Origin of the sequence: Enterococcus sp. DIV0806c, assembly GCF_051710905.1 — a bacterium.
Taxonomy (GTDB): domain Bacteria; phylum Bacillota; class Bacilli; order Lactobacillales; family Enterococcaceae; genus Enterococcus_B; species Enterococcus_B mundtii.
Genome location: NZ_JBIOLO010000001.1, coordinates 2,241,603 through 2,262,100 on the forward strand (window position 1 = coordinate 2,241,603; position 20,498 = coordinate 2,262,100).

Consider the following 20,498-nt stretch of genomic DNA (forward strand, 5'->3'; position numbering starts at 1 on the left):
CCTCAGATATCGTTGATCACAATCGAAAAAATATGATCGTCATACAATTTATAAAAACTAATCGTTGATCGGCATGAATGCGCTTTTCTCAAATGGAGAAAAAGAAAAAAGCGAGCTGAAATCAATCAGCCCGCTTTTTGATGTTGTCGAATAAGAACCTACTTCTTCCCTTGGTTCTTCATCTGTTGCATCATCTGACGAATTTTCTTTTCAGATGGTTTTTGCCCCATAGACATCATCATTGATCTTAACATTTCCTCATTAACGGGAGGATTTTTTTCTAAGTAATCTTTCATATATTTACGCGCAAGAAAGAATCCACCGACTGCGCCGATTAACAATGCAATAACTGCAATAAGTACAACGATTCCGTTTGATACCATGTAAATCTCTCCTTTCCTTTTCCTAATTGCTCTCAATGATTCATTTTACTAAAACTTACAAAAAAAAGAAAGGCGTTTTCTTAAGAATATGTAAAAAAAGTCATTTTTATTTCATGATTATACAAATACACCCATTTAGAAAGTAAGCCACATTTAATTTTTAGGTTAGCCGAATTTTTTTCTTTTATTTTTTCGTCTCTGGGTGTAGAATGAATTCGAAAAGAAATAGAAGGGTGGTTTTCATTTGAATAATCACGAAAATAAACATAAATGGATTGAACACACTAATGGGTTATCCCTTTCAGAAGTAAACGGTACGGTCAAAGTACCAAAAGGAAAAAGTTTCTTTCGCACCTTACTAGCCTATTCCGGACCTGGTGCACTCGTAGCAGTCGGCTATATGGACCCAGGTAATTGGTCAACATCGATCACCGGTGGGCAAAATTTCCAATACTTATTGATGTCAGTTATTCTGATGTCCAGCTTGATTGCTATGTTACTACAATATATGGCTGCCAAACTTGGGATCGTCAGCCAAATGGATCTGGCACAGGCGATTCGTGCTCGTACGAGTAAAACGTTAGGGGTCATTCTTTGGATCTTGACCGAATTAGCGATCATGGCCACAGACATCGCTGAAGTCATTGGTGCAGCGATCGCTCTATATTTATTATTTGATATTCCTTTGGCAATAGCTGTCTTTATTACTGTCTTGGATGTATTTGTTTTACTTCTTTTGACAAAGATCGGTTTTCGTAAAATCGAAGCATTAGTCGTCTGTTTGATTTTCGTTATCCTATTTGTCTTTGTCTACCAAGTGGCGCTTTCAAATCCTGATTGGAGCAGTCTATTCAAAGGCTTTATCCCTAATAGTCAAACATTTGCTGAAGAACCAAAAATCGGCGGAGAGACCCCATTGACTGGAGCTTTAGGGATCATTGGTGCAACTGTGATGCCCCATAATCTCTATTTGCACTCTGCTGTTTCTCAAACCCGCGAGATCGATCGAAAAGATCCAGAAGATATTGCAAGAGCGGTTCGTTTCTCGACATGGGATTCCAATATCCAATTAACGATGGCTTTCGTTGTCAATGCACTTCTTTTGATCATGGGGGTTGCCGTCTTTAAAACTGGTGCAGTTCAAGATCCCTCTTTCTTTGGTTTGTATGAAGCACTTTCCGATCCATCTGCGATGAGTAACGGCGTCTTGATCGCCGTAGCAAAATCAGGCATTTTATCAACCTTATTTGCAGTAGCACTGCTTGCTTCTGGTCAAAATTCAACGATTACCGGTACATTGACTGGACAAGTCATTATGGAAGGCTTTATCCATATGCGCATGCCGATCTGGTTACGCCGTTTAGTAACTCGACTATTGTCCGTCATTCCAGTACTACTTTGTGTCTTGTTCACTAGCTCCAAAGGTACGATCGAAGAACATACAGCGCTGAACAATCTAATGAATGAGTCCCAAGTATTCTTAGCTTTTGCCTTACCTTTTTCAATGATTCCTTTATTGATGATGACCAACAGTCAAGCAGAAATGGGCGCCCGTTTCAAAAATTCACTGATTGTCAAAATACTTGGTTGGTTTTCTGTCATCAGTTTGACGTATTTAAACTTGCGCGGACTCCCAGGACAAATCGAAGCTTTCTTTGGTGATCAAGCTTCCACTGCGTCAATCGCCCTTGCTGATCGGATCGCTTACATCATCATCGTTGCAGTTCTCGCCTTACTCGCTTGGACGATCGTTGATCTTTATAAGGGAAATAAACGCTATGAACAACGTTTACAAGAGTTGTCTTGATCAAAGGTTTTAAACTAAACAAAAAAAGCTTAGATGAACAAAAAATATTTTTACATATTTTTGTGATCTAGGCTTTTTTCTTTATCTAATAACCTTTACAGATTATTCAGGCTTCTACATCTACTAATAATTCTGGAAATACTTCTGGATCAAAGGTTTCAGCTTTGAACATCGCGATTTCTTTCCCATAAGGGGCATAAGCCAATTTTTTATCTTTTCCGACATATGGTGTTTCAAGAATCTTTGAAACATCTTTGAACATTGGTTCATGGACGATTTTATTCAATGCATCAAAACCGATCGTACCAAAGCCGATATTGGCGTGGCGGTCTTTATGTGAACCTTGTGGATTTTTGGAATCATTGATGTGTAGTACTTTTAAGCGATCTAAACCAATCACTTTATCAAACGTTTCAATCACGCCATAAAAATCATTCGCTACATCATAGCCGGCATCGTTCGTGTGGCACGTGTCAAAGGTGACTGATAGCTTTTCATTCAATGTCACCCCATCAATGATCTGTGCCAACTCTTCGAACGTTCTGCCGATCTCTGTACCTTTTCCTGCCATTGTCTCTAAGGCGATTTGTGCGGTCTGTTCTTTCGTCAAGACTTCATTTAGCCCTTCAATGATCCTTGCGATCCCTGCCTCTGCTCCAGCACCGACATGTGCGCCTGGATGCAATGTGATCTGAGTTGCTCCTAATGCTTCCGCTCGAACGATTTCTTCTCTTAAAAACTGCACAGCAAAAGGAAACATCTCTGGTTTCGTTGTATTTCCTAAATTAATGATATACGGTGCATGGACCACTATATTTTTCAGTCCATTTTCTTCCATATATTGTTTTCCAGCTTCAATATTCATTTCTTCAATTGGTTTTCTACGGGTATTTTGTGGTGCGCCCGTATAGATCATAAAGGTAGAAGCACCATAGCTGGCTGCTTCTTCTGCTGCACCTAGTAACATCTTTTTACCGCTCATACTGACATGTGAACCTAATAACATCGTACTCCTCCTATAAAGCCTTCTCGGCTAGTCACTCAGTGAATGGATTTGTTCACTCTCCTTTTATCTTAACTGAAACGGATTTGAAAGAAAAGTTTGAAATCTGTCCAATGATCCGAACAGATACAAAATAACTAGAGGAATTTTTAATGTTTTCTCCAAACCAAAGGTCAAAAAAGACACAAAAAAAGCCATGTCTGTTTTTTTGTTCTATTATTTGCTATAATTAGCGAAATAAAACCATTAGTTGAGGTGAAACCTTTGCCACGTAATAATACACGAAGAAAACAAGCACGACGAACAAAAGAAAAGTGGTTTGTTCCTAAGGTCATTTTTCGCGTTTTTCAATCATTAACCGTTTTTATCATGGTTCTTATCATTCTATTCGCTGCATTAGGTGTGGGAGTCGGTGCCGGCTATTTTGCGTATCTAGTTGAAGATACAAAGCTACCTTCCAAATCTGAGTTACAATCTGAGTTAGGCAATATAACCGAAACATCAAAACTTGTTTATGCCGATAATACAGAGATCTCGACGATCCAAACTGATTTGATGCGGACTACTGTACCTTCAGATCAAATGTCACCTTATTTAAAATCTGCGATCATCAGCACAGAAGATGAATATTTTGAAGAACATAAAGGCTATGTTCCTAAAGCGGTGATCCGAGCACTTTTCTCTGAAGCAACTGGGATCGGCTCATCTGGAGGATCAACGCTGACACAGCAGTTAGTCAAGCAACAGATTTTGACCGATGAAACAACCTTTAAGCGTAAAGCAAATGAGATTTTATTAGCTGCTCAAGTCGAGAAACATTTTACCAAAGACGAAATCATCTCCACTTATTTAAATGTTTCGCCTTTCGGAAGAAACAATAAAGGCCAAAATATTGCCGGTGTCCAAGAAGCTGCGCAAGGGATCTTCGGTGTCAATGCGAGCGATTTATCCTTACCACAAGCCGCATTTATCGCAGGTTTGCCACAAAGTCCGATCACCTATAGCCCTTATACCAATACAGGTGCATTGAAAGAAGACCTTACTGCCGGCTTAGAAAGAAAAGACATCGTGCTATTTAGCATGTATCGTGAACACCAAATCACAAAAGAACAATATGAAGAAGCAAAAGCCTATGACTTAACAAAAGATTTCTTAGGTCAACAAGTGGCAGAACAAACTGACCGTGACTTCTTATATTACACGGTCATGAATGCCGCGACCGATATCATTGCTAGACAATTGGGAGAAAAAGATAACGCAGATCTATCCGATACAGACGTCTACAATGCCTACTATCAACGTGCAGAACAAACGATCCAAAATCAAGGCTACACGATTCATTCAACGATCGATAAAGGCATCTATGATGCGATGCAAGCAGGTGTTGCCAATTATGGTTACTTACTTGATGACGGGAAAGGCACGCCTGTTGAGACCGGTAATGTTCTGATGGATAATAAAACCGGGCGAGTTTATGGATTTGTCGGTGGTCGTAATTATGCGCTGAACCAAAATAATCATGCCTTTGATACTCAAAGACAAGCCGGTTCATCGATCAAGCCGATGTTGGTTTATGGCCCAGCGATCGATATGGGCTTAGTTGGTTCAGAATCACGTGTTTCTGACTATGCAACCACTTGGCAAGAAGGCGCAAATGCCGGTGAAGACATCGTCAATGCGACGAATAAAGGCTCAAATACTTTCCAAACGATTCGTGAATCATTGGAATGGTCGAACAATATCCCTGCTTACCATTTATATCAAGATGTTTTGAACAATGGCGGATCAAAACAATACGCCTATGAGACATATCTAGCAAAAATGAACTATCCCGCGAATGCCAACTGGGGCGTTGAATCGGCACCACTGGGAACAGTCGATGTCACTACTCTTCAACAAACCAATGGCTTCCAGGCATTAGCAAATAATGGCGAATTCCAGCAAGCATATATCATTGATGCGATCACTGATAATGATGGAAATGTTATTTATCAACACGAAGTTAAACCAGTGCGTGTCTTTTCCGAAGCCGCAGCTTCGATCGTCAATGATATGTTGCGTAGCGTTATCAATGAAAAAATCACCACACCATTCAAAGATGATATCACTAGTCTCAATGGTAGCTTAGGCCAAGCAGACTGGATCGGTAAAACTGGTTCAACGAATGATTACCGAGATTCATGGTTGGTTGTCTCTACACCATCTGTCACGATCAGTAGTTGGGCAGGACACGATGATAATACCGGAATGGATGCCCAAGCAAGATTGCGTTCATCCAAATATTTAGCCAACTTGATCAATCAAGTGTATCAAGTAAACCCAACGATTTTTGGTACCGATCAGAAATTCACACTTGCTTCTGATGTGAAGAAAGAAGACGTTTCTGCCTTTACAGGACAATTACCTGGAAAAGTGACCGTTGACCGAAGATCGATCAATACACCTAGCAAAACTGTCGAGTCTCTTTGGGCAAAAAATGGTCCTGAGAAAAGCACCTTTAAATTTGGTGTAGGTGGAACAGATGAAAATTATAAAGATTACTGGAACACTGTCGGAACATTCGAACGTGAGAATCCCCAGAACAAAGAGGATGACAAAGACGACGATTAATAAAACAATCTGAGTCCACTATTCTTTTTCAAAAAAATGAGTCTGGTCTTGATAAATGATATCAAGATCAGGCTCATTTTTTATACGTTTTTACTTGTCTTTGGTGAAGCATTGACCCTGCTATTTCCACAAAAAAGTAGCTAAAACGACTATTCTTTGTCATTTCAGCTACTTTTAGTTATCGTTTTATTCGATCAATCGCTTGATGTTTCTCCCAATCGATTTATTTCGTTGAACCTTTTTCTTCAATTCCATATGGTAAGATGATTGTTTTTTCTTCTACTTCTTCTTTGTTCATCATTTTTGTCAATAGACGCATTGATACCGCACCTAAGTCATATAATGGTTGCGTAATACTTGTCAAGCGTGGGCGAGCAACTTCAGTCAATAAAGAGTTGTTGCTTGTGATGATCTCAAATTCTTCTGGTACTTTGACACCACGGTCGATCAAGCCATCTAAAATACCGATTGCTAGTTCATCATCCGTTACATAAACAGCAGTTGCTCCACTATTGTGGATACGTTCTACTAATGATAAGCCATCTCTAAAATTATAGCTTGATTCAAAGATCAAACCTTCGCTATAAGTCAGTCCGTTTTCTTTCAACGCTTCTTTGTAGCCTTTCAAACGGTTTTGGCCATTGATCGGGTCAATCAATGCGCCACTCACAAAGGCAATTTTTTTATTGCCGTTTTTAGCTAATTTAGTCACTGCATCTTTTGTCGCTGAAGTATAGTCGATGTTGACACTTCCTACTTGTTCGTCTGGATCGATCGAACCAGCTAAGACAACTGGAGTTTTTGAACGTGAGAATTCGCCACGGATCTCATCTGTGATATGATGCCCCATGAAAATCACACCGTCAACTTGTTTGGCTAAAAGATTGTTCAGTACGTTGACTTCTTTTTGGTCATTTCCGTCTGAATTTGCCAAAATGATATTATATTTGTACATCGTTGCCACATCATCGATCCCACGTGCTAATGAAGCAAAGAACATATTGCTGACATCTGGGATGATGACCCCAACCGTCGTTGTTTTTTTACTTGCAAGACCACGAGCTACAGCATTTGGGCGATAATCTAAGCGGTCAATGACTTCCAATACTTTTTTTCTTGTAGCTGGTTTTACATTTGGATTCCCATTGACAACACGTGAAACAGTAGCCATCGAAACATTTGCCTCTCTCGCTACGTCATAAATAGTGATAGTTTGTTTTTCCATCGTTGTTCTCCTATTCTGTTTTTATATCTTTTCTGAAAATACGATTTACATTTCTAAAACAGGATATCAAAGATTGACAGAAATTGCAACCGTTTTACTAGCGTTTTCATGAAAAAAATTACCTTTTTCACTTTTAGTCAATTGGTCTTTTTTTACAAGAGTGGTACAATGAATTATCGAAACATGCCATAAATGCGAAAGAAGGATGTCCAAATGAATCTTGAAAAAATCAATGAATTACGCCAATGGATGGCTCAAAAAGAAATCGACCTTGCTTATATCAGTGATCCAGGTCATATCGCCTATTTTGCTGGTTATGAAAGTGAACCCCACGAACGTGTACTAGCTCTATTTCTTTCACTTGACCAAGATCCTTTCTTGTTTACACCAGCGTTAGAAGTAGAAGATGCACAAAATAGTCCTTGGGCCTTTGATGTCCGAGGTTATCTTGATAGTGAAGATCCTTGGCTATTGATCGGGCAAGAGATCCGCACCCGTTACCCACAAATAAAAACGATTGGGATCGAAAAAAATGCGTTGACGGTTGATCGCTTTGACGCGTTATCGCAACAAATGAAAAGCAGTGTCCGATTTGCTGACCTGACTCCGGTCATCCAACGTCTGCAATTGATCAAAACAACAAAAGAAAAAGAGCAACTGATTGCGGCAGGGAAATGGGCAGATGTAGCTTTTGAGATCGGTTTTCGCTCCATCAAAGAAGGCGTAACGGAACAAGCGATTATTGCTGAAATCGAATATCAACTAAAAAAACAAGGGGTATCTCAAATGTCTTTTGACACGCTAGTTTTAGCGGGGACAAATGCAGCAAGCCCTCATGGAACACCTGGAAGTACCACGATCCAACCAAATGAACTTGTCTTGTTCGATTTAGGCGTCGTATGGGATGGCTATTGTAGTGACGCGACACGAACAGTTGCCTTCCAAAAACCGACAGAATTTCAAGAGAAAATCTATCAAATCACGCTTGAAGCCCAATTAGCAGCTCAAGAAGCTGTTCGTCCAGGCGTCACAGCCGCTGAACTTGATCAAGTCGCACGTAACGTCATTGAAAGTTACGGCTACGGCGAATACTTCAATCATCGTCTAGGTCATGGTATTGGTACGACGGTCCATGAATATCCCTCACTAGTTGCAGGCAATGATCTAGTGATCGAAGAAGGCATGTGCTTCTCATTAGAACCAGGTATTTATATCCCTGATCAAGTTGGCGTAAGAATCGAAGATTGCGTCTATGTTACAAGTGACGGTTGTATCCCATTTACAACAACACCAAAAGAATTATTAGTGGTGGAGTAAGGTTGTGAGAAAGCCGTTCTGCTCCGAGTATTAAGGCAGAACTTGGGAAAATAGCTTCTCATATTTTTTCAAGTTTTGCCTTAATATTGAAGGAGCTGGCTTTCGAACACCGTTTATCTAGGTTGTGAAAGAAGTGTTTTGACCTGAGCAGTAAGCTGGGAAATCAGAAAATAGCTTTCCATATTTTTTGATTTCTCAGCTTAATGTTGAAGGTCAGCTTCTTGAACACCATTTATCGAGATTGTGAAAGAAGCGTTTTGACCTGTAAATAAGCGATAACCCCAAAGTAGAGAACTATTTTCGGGTTATCGCTTATTTTTTGAGTTGCTTCTCTGGCATCAGTTAGTTGTCGATACCTATTCATTTGTTAATTGCTTCTTCAAATAGAATTTAGTCGTTCCAACAAAAGGCATGTTTTCCACCGAAGCAAATACTTCAAAACCATGTCTTTCATAGAATTTTCGAGCTTGATAGTCTTGCGTATTGACGGTCATATATAAGCACTGATTTTCCAATGCTGTTTGTTGAACCGCTTCGATTAATCGCGATCCGATACCTTCGTGACGCTGCGATGGATCTACGCCGAGCAATGATAGATGCAAGGTATTTCCAAATAAAGATGCCACTGCACCACCGATCCACTTCTCATCCTTAGATGCACTGATTGAAATGGTTTGAGTTTTTAAGTGTTCATTTGTAGAGAATGACTGCATATATTGTTCATTCAGCAGACCAATGATTTTCTTTTCTGTTTCTTCGGAATCGCTTTTCTTGATCTCAATCATTTACGATATCTCCTTCTCGTTCTCCACGTAAGATTAGAGAAAAAAGGACACGAATCAGGTTGTTTCCTGATCGTGCCTTTTCTTGCTCACTTTTTAGTGTTGCTTATTTAAATGTATCTTTTAGATCTTCTTTCGCACTAGCTGCATCTTCTTTTGCCATTTCAGACAAGATTTTTGCATCTTCAGCAACTGGTTTTGCTTCGTCGATGCCTTCTTTTACAGTGCTTCCTGCTTGGTCTGCTGTATCTTTGATGTCGATCATGATGTCTTCTTTCGCAGCTGCTGCTGTGTCGCCTAAATCAGCAGCAGATTTTTTGAAACGATCAGATAAATCAGCTGATTGTTCTTTCAATGTCACTAAAATATCTTCTGATTCATCTCCTGCATCAGCTGTTGCGTCTGAGACTGTTTGTTTAACATTACCAGCTAAATCGCCTGCTTGTTGTGAAAGATCATGTGCTTTGTCTTTTGCGATACTTGTCAATTCAGTTGATTTTTCTTTTGCCATCTCTGTATAATCAGAAGCCATATCTAGAAAATCATCCGCTTGTGCTGCTAGTTCATCACGTAATTCTTTACCTGATTTTGGTGCAAGTAGCAATGCTGCCACTGCTGCGGCTGTACCACCAATCACTGCACCTAGTAAAAATCCACCTTTTTTTGCCATGATTATTTTCCTCCTGTCGTATCTGTTGTTGGTTTTTTGTGTTTAAAGAATTTCACTGCAGTCCCACCGACTTTGCTGGCAACAGTTGCTTTTGCTGTTGTTTTACCGATGCCACCGACTTTTGTAACGATGTGTTTGCTTGAAGAATTCAATTCTGATACACTCTCGCTCAAATCAGCGACAGCTGTAAATAAAGGATCGATCGTTGCTACTTTTCCGTTGATATCATTCAATAATTCGTTGCTTTTCACTAACAAGCCTTCGACTTGTCTCGATAAAAGATCAACATCTTTTGTAACGACTTCAATCGTTGTGTTTGCTTCTGTTACTGTTTGTTCTGCTTTTTCAATCGTTTTTGCTAATCGAATCAATACGCGTACTAGAAAGACCACAAGTATTGCAAAAGCAATTGCTGCAATCAAGCCAGCAATTTCTCCAACTGTCATAATCAAGCCTCCTTCTCCTCTTCTTGCTATAAGGATAGCATTTTCATATTTTTTAAACAAATAAAAAATAGCAAAAAGCTTCAACTACCTACATTTTGATCAGCAGCTGAAGCATCTCGCTTGTTTACTTTTTGTTAGTTGGTTCAGAAGTTTCTGTTGATTGATTGAAAGATGAAGGCGTCTCTGCTGCTAAAGACTTGCCTAATGATAGAATATATTCTCTTAATGGGCCACCCACTTCTGGATGCGTCAATCCATATTCGATGCTTGTTTTCATAAAACCAAATTTGTCGCCGACATCGTAACGTTTACCCGTAAATTTACGTGCGAATACGCGTTGTGTCTTATTCAATGTATCGATTGCATCGGTCAATTGGATCTCATTACCTGCACCTGGTTTTTGCTCTGCTAAGACATCAAAGATTTCGGGTGTCAATAAATAGCGTCCAATAATTGCTAAATCACTTGGTGCTTTGCTTGGTTCAGGTTTTTCAACAAAATCTTTGACATTGAATAAGCCGTCTTCTAATTCTTCCCCTGGATTGATGATTCCATATTTAGATGTATCTTTATGTGGAACTTGCATCACGGCGATCGTTGAAGCATGTGTACGCTCATAATCGTCGATCAGTTGTTGAGTCAATGGGATTTCATCTTCCATGATGTCATCGCCTAACATGACAACAAACGGTTCATTGCCGATAAATGCTCTTGCTTGTAAAACCGCGTGTCCTAACCCTTTAGGATGTGATTGACGAATAAAATGAAGGTTTACATCCGTTGTTTCTTCTACTAATTTCAGTAATTCAGTTTTTCCTTTTTCGCCTAAGTTCGTTTCTAATTCGATATTTGAGTCAAAGTGATCTTCAATTGGGCGTTTTGCTTTCCCTGTCACGATCAAAATGTCTTCAATCCCTGATTTTAACGCTTCTTCTACGATAAATTGAATCGTTGGTTTATCAACGATCGGCAACATTTCTTTTGCCATCGCTTTTGTTGCAGGTAAAAATCTTGTTCCTAAACCTGCTGCTGGAATCACTGCTTTTTTTACTTTCATTTTTTTCTCTCCCTTAAAAATGTTAGTGAAATTCATTCTCTTTTTTACCATCGCGCAACATGATCTCTGTCGCTGCTTCATTTATGTTCTTGTGCTCATATAGCACTTCATAAATCGTTTGAGTGATCGGCATCTCGATCCCCATGGTCTCAGCTAACTCTTTAGCGGCACGTGTCGTCTGGACACCTTCCACGACCATGCCCATATTATTTAAGACTTCGCTTAATTCATGGCCTTGTCCAAGCAGATTACCGGTACGCCAATTTCTCGAGTGGATACTTGTACAAGTGACAATCAAATCACCGACACCGCTCAGTCCGATGAAGGTCAACGGGTTTGCTCCCATAGCAACACCTAAACGGCTGATTTCTGCTAATCCTCTTGTCATGATAGCTGCCTTTGCATTATCCCCAAAGCCTAAGCCATGGATTGCACCTGCACCGATTGCAATAATGTTTTTTAAAGCAGCACCCATTTCAACCCCAATGACATCAGGATTCGTATAGATTCGGAAATAATGATTCAAAAATAGTGTTTGAACAAATTTAGCAGCATCTGCCTCTGTACTCGCAGCAGTGATCGTCGTAATATCGTGACGAGCCACTTCTTCTGCATGACTTGGACCCGATAAAACAGCGATTGCTTGTCTCTTTTCTGCTGGGATCTCTTCTGCTAGGACTTCTGAGATCCGCTTGTGTGTTCCTTGTTCTAAGCCTTTACTTGCATGGATGATCACTGGTTTTGTTTGTAAGACCTCAACGAGTTCTTGACATACAGAACGAATCGCCTTAGTCGGTACTACGAACAAAACAGCATCTACATCAGAAACAGCCTTCGCCATGTCCGAATATGCGATGATCATTTTGGGTAATTGGTGTTTTGGTAAATAACGCTCATTGGTATGCTTTTGGTTGATTTCATTAACCTGTGAAGCACGGTGACTCCAGAGTCGAACGTCATGACCATTTTCAGCAAGCACTTGTGCTAATGCTGTTCCCCACGAGCCAGCACCTAAAACCGCTACCCTATATTTCATTTTACCACTCCTGCAAATTTTTTCATTTTTTTCGACTTGGACTTTAGATAATGAATTGATTTTTTCCTAAAGATCGGTCGTAATCTGGTAAGTTGCCTTTTTTCCGACGCCAGATGAATAGAACGATTGCTCCAATGAATAGCACAGCAGATAAAAGCTGTGACACACGGATCGTATCTAAAAGGTAAAGACTATCCGTTCTCATTCCTTCGATGAAGAAACGACCAAAACTATACCATATCAAGTAAATCAGTGCGATTTCCCCTTTTTTCAAAAGATGCGTTTTTTTCCGTAGTAATAAGAGGATGATCACGCCAATAAGGCTCCATACTGATTCATAAAGGAAAGTTGGCTGTCGATAGATCCCATCGATATACATATTATCAATAATAAAATTCGGTAAATATAGACTTTCTAAGAAACTCCTTGTTGTATCTGGTCCAAATGCTTCATGGTTCATGAAATTTCCCCAGCGCCCAATTGCTTGTGCTAATAAAACACTAGGTGCAGCAATGTCCAAGAACGTCCAGACATCAATGAAGTGATATTTCGTGTAAAAATATAATGTGATACCGCCTGCAATCAGACCACCATAAATCGCTAGGCCGCCTGAACGGATATTGAATATTTGGATCGGATTTGCAATATACTGTGGTAAATCGAACAAGATGTAATACAAGCGTGCGCCAATGATCGATAGCGGTAATCCCCATAACATAAAGTCAGTGACGTCTTCTGCTTTCATTCCTACTCTTACTGCTTCTCGACTACTTAACCACATGGCGATGATAATGCCTGAAACAATGATCAATGCGTACCAGTAAATAGGAACGCCTAAAAGGTCAAAAGCGACCCGATTGATTTGTGCAATCATACTTTCACTCCTAGCTATTGTCCGTTTGAATTTTCTTCAATCAAACGGCTCAATCTTTCTTCAAATGTCTTCGTTGCATCGAATCCCATCGTTTTCGCACGGAAATTCATCGCAGCAACTTCAATGATGATCGCGACATTTCGTCCAGTTTTCACAGGTATTTTGATTTGGGGAATACCTACTTCCGCAATTTCAACAGAAGTATCTTCAGACCCTAAACGATCGTATTTTTTCTCTTTTGCCCAAGCTTCTAAGTAGACAGCTAATTGGACTTGCATCGATCCTCTGACTGCACTGGCACCAAAAAGATTCATCACATCAATGATTCCGATTCCCCGAATCTCAATCAGATGTTCAAGGATTTTCGGTGGTTCACCAATAACGGTTAGCTCATCTTGTTGATATACATCCACTCGATCATCTGCAATCAATCGGTGGCCTCTTTTGATCAGTTCTAATGCTGTTTCACTTTTACCGATCCCACTATCTCCTTGGATCAAGACACCTAATCCATAGACATCGACTAAGACGCCGTGAACACTTGTCCTAGGTGCTAATCGTCCATCTAAATAACTCGATAATTCACCAAGTAAACGTGAGGTTGAGATCGGCGACCTCAAGACAGCCATGCCATGTTCATTCGCAGCTTGAATCATTTCTTCCGGTGCAGCTAAACCTCTAGAGATGATAAAGGCTGGCATGTCTTCACTGCACAAACGACGCATGATCATCAAACGCTCTTCTGGCATCATCCGCTCTGCGAAGCTGATTTCTTTGCTTCCAAATAATTGTAGTCGATCATGAGAATAATAATTAAAATAACCGGTCAATTCCAGTCCAGGTCTGGAGATATCACCAGTTACGATGACACGATTTAAACTTTGTTCGTCACCAGTGACGATTTCTAATGATAGTTTTTCTACTAATTGGCTAACTTTTACCATTTCTGCCATTCGTATACCTCATTTCTATTAAACTGTTCTCTTTTATTTTATCATTCTATCGATAAAAGTACTACCAATAAAAAAAACAAGGGATATCCTTTTCATTACACTTGTTTTTTCTGGTAAATACTGATTTAGAAATCGTTATCATTTATTTGGAAATAAGAAGAGGAAGCGACAATTGCCACTTCCTCTTTCCACTTATTTGATTGTGCTTGATTGTCCTTTGCATTGTTTTCTAACGATTCCTGTTCATATTACGATTGCTAACGATGATATTTACGAATGACATGATCACTGCAATCATTATAGCTGATCCAAATGATGAAAAGCTAAAATTAGCTGCTCCGACAAAGAAGGAGGTCATTTGTAAAATCAATGCGTTGATCACAAAAGTGAATAATCCAAACGTCAACAAGGTAAAGGGGATCGATAAAAACATAATGAATGGCTTGACTAATAGATTCAGCACAGAAAGAACAAAACTCGCCACAACTGCGGTCCAAATACTATTCACAAATATCATATTTGGAAAAATAACTGCCAGAGAGATAAACGTCAGCGTACTAACAACAATACGTTGAAGATAAGACATTAAAAGTCACTCCATTCGTCATCGTTGATTTTCTCTGCCTCTTTTCGTTTATTCGTTTGTTCTCTGTAGTTGTTTTTTTGATAATAGTCGTTGTCATGTCCATAACGACGTTGATTATTCTTTCCTGAAGGCACAAGTAAAGCCAACAGAATGTATAAAATAATTGGGCTTCCGAATGCAACTAAACTCAAGAAGACGTAAATGACACGAACAACTGTTGGATCAATCCCAAGATATTCAGCAATCCCGGCTAAAGTACCAGTCAATACAATATTTTTATTTGATTTTGTCAACTTTTTTTTCATTTTCTTTCACCTCTGTTCTCCTATTTTAATGGAAGAAAGATGCTAAAACAATCTTACTCCGGAAGATTTATTGAAATAATAAACCTATTATTTGTTTCTTATAAGTATGATTTTCGCTTCGCCTTCTTCTTTCAGAAGGTCGAAGCGAAAAAATTATTTATCTGTATCTTTTAAATAGATACTACCTGTTGTAGTAGACAATTCGATTTTCGCCATTTCATTTTCAGAAACGCGACGGAATTCTAACATTTGATTCGTGCGCTCTTTCTTTTCACGGATCACTTCATAATCAGACAGGCGGCTATTGATACTACCTAAACTTGTTTTTGCATGACCGTCCATACCGATGGTTGTTGGCAATGCAACTTTTACGTTACCATTGACTGAGCTTGCTTCGATTTTCTTCAAACGATCTTCTTTCACTGTCAGACGAACATCCCCATTGACTAATGAAATCGCTAAGTTTTCTGGTGTTGCGCCAAAAGTAACTGTACCGTTGACTGTTTCAATGATTGAATCTAAAATATCTCCATTACGGACATCGATATTCCCGTTGACTCCACCAATCTCAAGCATCGTTGCAGCCATTTGGTCAACCAAGATATTGCCGTTTGTTGATTTCATGTAAATATCTTTTACATCTAAGTCTTCAACTACAATATTACCATTGAGTAATTTGATTGCTGTATGGTCATACGTGCGTTTTGGTAAGTAGAAGACTAAATCGGCACGTACACGTTTGTTCGGTATTTGGAAAGAAATATGTTCTTCATTGACTTCGATCTGGCTGCGTTCAGCAAATGCTTCATAAGGCTCTGCACCCATTTTTCCATAAAGCTTGATTTTCGCTTCGACTTTTACGTCTTCGCTATCCCAAGTTTTCAAGGTTACATTCCCATTTGCCGCTTTGATGTCGATAATACTTGCTTGTGGTGCGCTATAGTAAAATTCGTGTTCAAATTTAGTTGTAGCGATGCCAGGTACTCGCAAGCTGACATCTTTCCATTCCATATTGTCATTCACTGTGACAGAAACATTTTGGAAGGTTTTCTTTAAGAATTTACCTAGTTGACTTCCAGCTTCAGTCATTTTTTCGCCGACTTGGTTCAATGTGTCATTTGCTTGTTCTTTCCAATCTTCTGGCAAGTCAAATTTCTCAGCAAAGGTGTCTTTTTTCTCAGACCATTGGTTTTTACGGATATCTTTTAATTCAGCTTCAAGCTTGATCCGCTCTTCAGATAATAGATCTCCGGCTGCTTCAAGTTCTTTGACTTCTTGCTCCAATTGTTGACGTTGTGTCAATTCTTCTTCTGTTAGTTGATCCAACTCTTCTTTTGTATTCAATTGCATCAATGTTTCCTGTTTTTCATTGCGTGCAATTTTATTTTCAAAAAGTTTTGCGTTGACTTCATCTAAGTGAGCAGAAGTTTTGTTCGCTTCAGTCGCCAATTCATCTAAGATTTTTTCTAGATTCTCTTTGTCTTCTTGTTCTTTTTGTCTCGGATCTGGTTCTACTGCTTCACGTTCAGCTTGACCATTTTCAAGTTCATCGATCAAACGGCTTGCTTGATCTTTTTCTTTACGATCAGCATGTACACGATCTGCCTCTTTTGCGATTTGCTTTTCATCTTTTTCAGTTGCCATACTCTCCAATAGGTCTAAACCTTCTTCTGTTGAAAGGATGCCTTTTTTAACTAATTCTAAAATACGTTCTCTTTCTTTCATGGAAATTGCCTCCTTATAGCAAAAATTGTTTGCAAGCTTTTCCTTACATACACATTATGCAATGATTTGAAGAAAAAGTCATAGGACTTAAGTTGTAACTTTCTCTCATTCTTAGGATGATTTTTTCTGTCGAGTGAATAAAATTGAAGAAATGACTGATGTTATCGGTAAAACAAGGATCGCTGCACTTGTCGTGACCACTACAGTCACATACTCCAAAACGAAAGTTTTTTCGTTGATCAACTGGCCAAAAGACAACTCTAGATCAATAAACCATAATATCAGGGCTAAACAATTTCCCATAAAAGCAAAAACCAAGGTCGTTACTGTTGTAGCTAAAATTTTTCTACCGATCCGTATACTCGATTTTACTAATTCACGATAGCTTTGTAATGGATCTGTGACATATACTTCATAGGTCGCACTAGCGATAGATACACTTGCGTCTAACACGGCTCCACTCACACTGATCAATAAAATTGCTCGTGTCAATGCGAAAAAATCCAAGGGTACGTGCAAATCGAACCCTGTCAGCTCATCTAATTCAATCCTTGTAAACCCTTGGATCGCTAATTCAGAAAGAAACGGCGTCACCACTAAGAAAACCACTAAAAAAAGTAATACACTAAGAAAAGCTGCTTTCATTTTAAGATTGTAGCCATTAACAAAAAACAATGTGACACTAGTGATCAACAAAAAAATCACGATGGCACTTGGTAATATTGGCAAACGAAAATGATACAGGAGCAATAGAAGGAAAAACAATAGGACGTTAATGAACAGCCCTAAGATCATATAAAACCCATTTTTCCCACCAACCAGTAAAATCAATAGCACTAAGAGAAGCGCTAAGAGCAAAAGTACATTCATCAAATCGCCCTCCGATACTTCAAATGGCCTAAATAGCAGAAAAGTGTAATGGGAATCGAAAGGACAATACCTAGACTTCCGCTGATCACACGTAGCAATTCCAACGAGAGATGCAACTCAATTGCATCTCTCAAGGGCCAACCATTGTTAAAGTAAACAAGTAACATCGGGATCGTCCCACTGACGTATACGAATAGTAAGATATTCGTCATGGAGCCAATTACATCTTGTCCCACCATTTGACCAGACTGCCACAATCGTTTCATCGTTATTTTTGGTTGTTTACTCACCAACTCATCTAAAGTAGTCGTGACTGTGACAACTGTATCCAACACACCACCAGTCATCCCTACTAATAAACTAGCTAAAAAAACGGAACGATACGGTCGAGTCAAGTAACTCATTTCCTCATACCGTAATCCTTGATCGTTCAAATAATCCATTGCGAACAAACAAATTAGAAAAGCTACACCTACACTCGTCATCGTTGCGACGATTTTTATCAGTCCACCTTGTTGCCAACCATCTAAGGCAAAAACGCAAATGATCGTTCCTAAAAAGACAAAAAGGATGCTCGTCATCACCAATGATATCCCTTGGGTCTGCGTGAAACCTTGAAGAAGTAAAATCAATAACAAGAGATTGAGTCCTACACTGATCAAAGTGAATACGCCTGCTTTTCCGCCTACGAATAAGAGCGAACAGATAAATAAACTGGTAAAAAAGAATAACCAACCGTCATTTTTTTTGCTGAGTATCTGCCACTCATCCCCGATTTTACGTACGAGATAAAGTTGATTCGTCTTAGCTTTTGCATGTTCGATCTGATTTTCTTGGTGCGGAATAAACAGAGTCAGTTCTGTTCCTTTCGCTTGCGTATTCATCAATTCTCCTTTGATTACTTGTTGTTCATTTTCTAGCGATACTTGCTGTACTTGCATGATTGGGTCTTCGTACCATTCAGTGGCATGTTGGATTACCCATGCGGCCACAAAACAACTACAAAGAATCAAACATTTGATCAATAATCGATTTTTTTTCTGCATACGCCTTCCTTTCTGAGGTTGCGAAAGAAGCGATCAGCACTAAGGCAGAAGGCAGAAAAATCGAAAAATGGCTTTTTCATTTTTGATTTTTTTGCCTTATGTCCGAAGTGTTGCTTCTTGAACACCGTTTATTCATTTTTAGAAGGAACAGGATGTCTAATGTACCTGATCCTTAAAATTGATGGAATGGATAACAACAAACAATTAATCATCGCAAATCTCGAATAATTGTCTTCTATATTAATAAAAAAGCCAACTTCCAAAAATATATCTCTCTTTTCGGAAGTTGGCGCTTATTTCTCAGAAATACTGATCAGCATTTGACAAAAATCAGCGAATGATTTTTATCTTTGATTAGTCTCTTCGTTATGATTTGTGTTCAACTCAGTGATTTTACCTGTAGCTAGATACACGATCCATTCACAGATATTTGTTACGTAATCACCGATCCGCTCTAAATAACTTGCTACGTTGACATAGTCTGTTCCACTGATGACAGTTTCGGGATTTGATTGCATATTTTTGATCGTTGCATTGTAGATCCGATTGAAGGATTCATTGACACGATGATCCATATTTGCAATCGTACGTGCGTCCTTTTCATCTGTTTTAACGTAAGCGACTAAGACATTATCTACCATTTTTTTGACATAATCAGACATATCAGAGATTTCTTTTTCGATTTCAGGAATTCTTGTTTCTCCCTTAAGACGAATCGTTGATTTAGCGATAGAAACTGCGTGGTCAGCCATACGCTCTAAATCTGAACTTGCTTTCATGACTGTGATGATCGTTCGTAGATCAGTTGTCACCGGTTGTTGCAAAGCAATCATTTCAAAACTTTTTTTCTCTAATCGTGTTTCCATATCATTGATCATAATGTCATTTTCAATTACTTCTTTTGCAAGAACTTTGTCGTGTTTTGTATAAGAGCGCACTGATTTATGCACCGCATTACTAACCATCATGCCCATTTCGTAAAATTGATTATGAAGGTTCAATAATTCTTCTTCAAATTGTGTTCGTAACATCCTCTTTCCTCCTTATCCAAATCGTCCTGAGATATAATCTTCCGTTTCTTTTTTATCTGGATTCATAAATATTTTTTTCGTATTGTTAAACTCGATCAAATTGCCATCTAAGAAGAAAGCTGTTTTGTCTGAGATACGTGATGCTTGTGACATATTGTGAGTCACGATGATCATCGTATAACGTTCTCTTAACTCTAATAACATACTTTCTATTTTACCAGTAGAGACTGGATCTAAGGCACTAGTAGGCTCATCTAATAAAATAATTTCTGGATTGACAGCTAGCACGCGGGCGATACACACTCGCTGTTGTTGTCCCCCTGATAAAGACAACGCACTTTTATGCAATTTATCTTTGACATCTTCCCAAACAGATGCTGCTTTCAAGCTTTCTTCTACTACTTGGTCTAACACTTTTTTGTCTTTTTCACCTTTGATTTTCAACCCATAAATGACATTTTCATAGATTGAAAATGGAAAAGGATTTGGTTGTTGGAACACCATACCGATTTCTTTACGCAGTCCAACGATATCTGTTTTAGGACTGTAAATATCATTGCCTTTGTATACGACACTACCAGTGATCGTTACACCAGGGATCAAATCATTCATACGATTCAATGAACGTAAATAAGTAGATTTCCCACAACCAGATGGTCCGATCATCGCAGTGATCTCGCCTTTATTGAAACTTAGATCAATGCCTTTCAAGGCTTCTTTTTCCCCATAATACAGATGAAGATCTTTTGATGAAATAATTTCTTTTGTCATA

At 39.0% G+C, this 20,498-nt stretch carries 20 protein-coding genes; 3 read left to right on the forward strand and 17 right to left on the reverse strand.

Annotated features, from left to right (window positions below):
- Positions 1-158 precede the first annotated feature (158 nt).
- Positions 159-383 carry a YneF family protein gene (locus IGK77_RS10475; RefSeq protein WP_010734944.1) on the reverse strand — a complete coding sequence of 75 codons (225 nt, stop codon included), beginning with the start codon at positions 381-383 and terminating at the stop codon, positions 159-161.
- A 244-nt stretch (positions 384-627) separates the two neighbouring features.
- On the opposite strand from IGK77_RS10475, the gene IGK77_RS10480 reads away from it, so the two are divergent.
- Positions 628-2,190 (forward strand): Nramp family divalent metal transporter, encoded by a 1,563-nt coding sequence (locus tag IGK77_RS10480; RefSeq protein ID WP_023520012.1) that lies wholly within the window; start codon positions 628-630, stop codon positions 2,188-2,190.
- Between the two features lie 106 nt (positions 2,191-2,296).
- On the opposite strand, the gene IGK77_RS10485 is transcribed toward IGK77_RS10480, so the two are convergent.
- Complete coding sequence (locus IGK77_RS10485; RefSeq protein ID WP_019723118.1) at positions 2,297-3,196, reverse strand: deoxyribonuclease IV; 900 nt, start codon at positions 3,194-3,196, stop codon at positions 2,297-2,299.
- 261 nt (positions 3,197-3,457) lie between these two features.
- Here IGK77_RS10485 and IGK77_RS10490 point away from each other — a divergent pair, with 261 nt between their 5' ends.
- On the forward strand, positions 3,458-5,803 hold the full coding sequence (locus tag IGK77_RS10490) for a transglycosylase domain-containing protein (protein WP_074799543.1): 2,346 nt from the start codon (positions 3,458-3,460) through the stop codon (positions 5,801-5,803).
- 223 nt (positions 5,804-6,026) lie between these two features.
- Here the strand turns inward: IGK77_RS10490 and ccpA are convergent, their stop codons facing one another.
- Positions 6,027-7,028, reverse strand: coding sequence for a catabolite control protein A (gene ccpA / locus IGK77_RS10495; protein ID WP_023520019.1), 1,002 nt, complete (start codon positions 7,026-7,028; stop codon positions 6,027-6,029).
- A gap of 213 nt (positions 7,029-7,241) precedes the next feature.
- Here ccpA and IGK77_RS10500 point away from each other — a divergent pair, with 213 nt between their 5' ends.
- Entirely contained in the window at positions 7,242-8,345 is a 1,104-nt protein-coding gene (locus IGK77_RS10500) for an aminopeptidase P family protein (RefSeq protein ID WP_074799544.1), read from the forward strand.
- A 356-nt stretch (positions 8,346-8,701) separates the two neighbouring features.
- On the opposite strand, the gene IGK77_RS10505 is transcribed toward IGK77_RS10500, so the two are convergent.
- The 14 genes from IGK77_RS10505 to pstB form a co-directional block, all read right to left on the reverse strand.
- Positions 8,702-9,130, reverse strand: a complete 429-nt coding sequence (locus IGK77_RS10505; protein WP_074799545.1) for a GNAT family N-acetyltransferase — start codon at positions 9,128-9,130, stop codon at positions 8,702-8,704.
- A 103-nt stretch (positions 9,131-9,233) separates the two neighbouring features.
- Positions 9,234-9,797: a YtxH domain-containing protein gene (locus IGK77_RS10510; protein WP_074799546.1), complete on the reverse strand. Its 564-nt coding sequence runs from the start codon at positions 9,795-9,797 to the stop codon at positions 9,234-9,236.
- 2 nt (positions 9,798-9,799) lie between these two features.
- A complete protein-coding gene (locus IGK77_RS10515; protein ID WP_010734932.1) occupies positions 9,800-10,243 on the reverse strand; it encodes a DUF948 domain-containing protein in 444 nt (147 codons plus the stop codon).
- 124 nt (positions 10,244-10,367) lie between these two features.
- The gene (galU, locus tag IGK77_RS10520) at positions 10,368-11,300 is read right to left on the reverse strand and encodes a UTP--glucose-1-phosphate uridylyltransferase GalU (protein WP_010734931.1); all 933 of its coding nucleotides are present in this window, start codon (positions 11,298-11,300) and stop codon (positions 10,368-10,370) included.
- 22 nt (positions 11,301-11,322) lie between these two features.
- A complete protein-coding gene (locus tag IGK77_RS10525) occupies positions 11,323-12,336 on the reverse strand; it encodes an NAD(P)H-dependent glycerol-3-phosphate dehydrogenase (protein WP_074799547.1) in 1,014 nt (337 codons plus the stop codon).
- Positions 12,337-12,379: 43 nt separating this feature from the next.
- Entirely contained in the window at positions 12,380-13,210 is an 831-nt protein-coding gene (gene lgt, locus IGK77_RS10530; protein WP_074799548.1) for a prolipoprotein diacylglyceryl transferase, read from the reverse strand.
- A 14-nt stretch (positions 13,211-13,224) separates the two neighbouring features.
- Positions 13,225-14,163 (reverse strand): HPr(Ser) kinase/phosphatase, encoded by a 939-nt coding sequence (gene hprK, locus IGK77_RS10535; protein WP_010734928.1) that lies wholly within the window; start codon positions 14,161-14,163, stop codon positions 13,225-13,227.
- A 229-nt stretch (positions 14,164-14,392) separates the two neighbouring features.
- Positions 14,393-14,749, reverse strand: coding sequence for a phage holin family protein (locus IGK77_RS10540; protein WP_010734927.1), 357 nt, complete (start codon positions 14,747-14,749; stop codon positions 14,393-14,395).
- A complete protein-coding gene (locus tag IGK77_RS10545; RefSeq protein WP_010734926.1) occupies positions 14,749-15,054 on the reverse strand; it encodes a PspC domain-containing protein in 306 nt (101 codons plus the stop codon). Before IGK77_RS10545 ends, IGK77_RS10540 begins: the two co-directional genes overlap by 1 nt.
- Positions 15,055-15,207: 153 nt before the next feature.
- Positions 15,208-16,779 (reverse strand): daptomycin-sensing surface protein LiaX, encoded by a 1,572-nt coding sequence (liaX, locus tag IGK77_RS10550; RefSeq protein ID WP_074799549.1) that lies wholly within the window; start codon positions 16,777-16,779, stop codon positions 15,208-15,210.
- Positions 16,780-16,890: 111 nt separating this feature from the next.
- On the reverse strand, positions 16,891-17,649 hold the full coding sequence (locus IGK77_RS10555; protein WP_438713179.1) for a YibE/F family protein: 759 nt from the start codon (positions 17,647-17,649) through the stop codon (positions 16,891-16,893).
- Positions 17,649-18,695 (reverse strand): YibE/F family protein, encoded by a 1,047-nt coding sequence (locus IGK77_RS10560; protein ID WP_438713180.1) that lies wholly within the window; start codon positions 18,693-18,695, stop codon positions 17,649-17,651. The genes IGK77_RS10555 and IGK77_RS10560 overlap by 1 nt, the downstream gene beginning before the upstream one ends.
- A gap of 344 nt (positions 18,696-19,039) precedes the next feature.
- Positions 19,040-19,726 (reverse strand): phosphate signaling complex protein PhoU, encoded by a 687-nt coding sequence (gene phoU, locus IGK77_RS10565; protein ID WP_074799552.1) that lies wholly within the window; start codon positions 19,724-19,726, stop codon positions 19,040-19,042.
- 12 nt (positions 19,727-19,738) lie between these two features.
- Positions 19,739-20,497, reverse strand: coding sequence for a phosphate ABC transporter ATP-binding protein PstB (gene pstB / locus IGK77_RS10570; RefSeq protein ID WP_010734920.1), 759 nt, complete (start codon positions 20,495-20,497; stop codon positions 19,739-19,741).
- Position 20,498 lies beyond the last annotated feature (1 nt).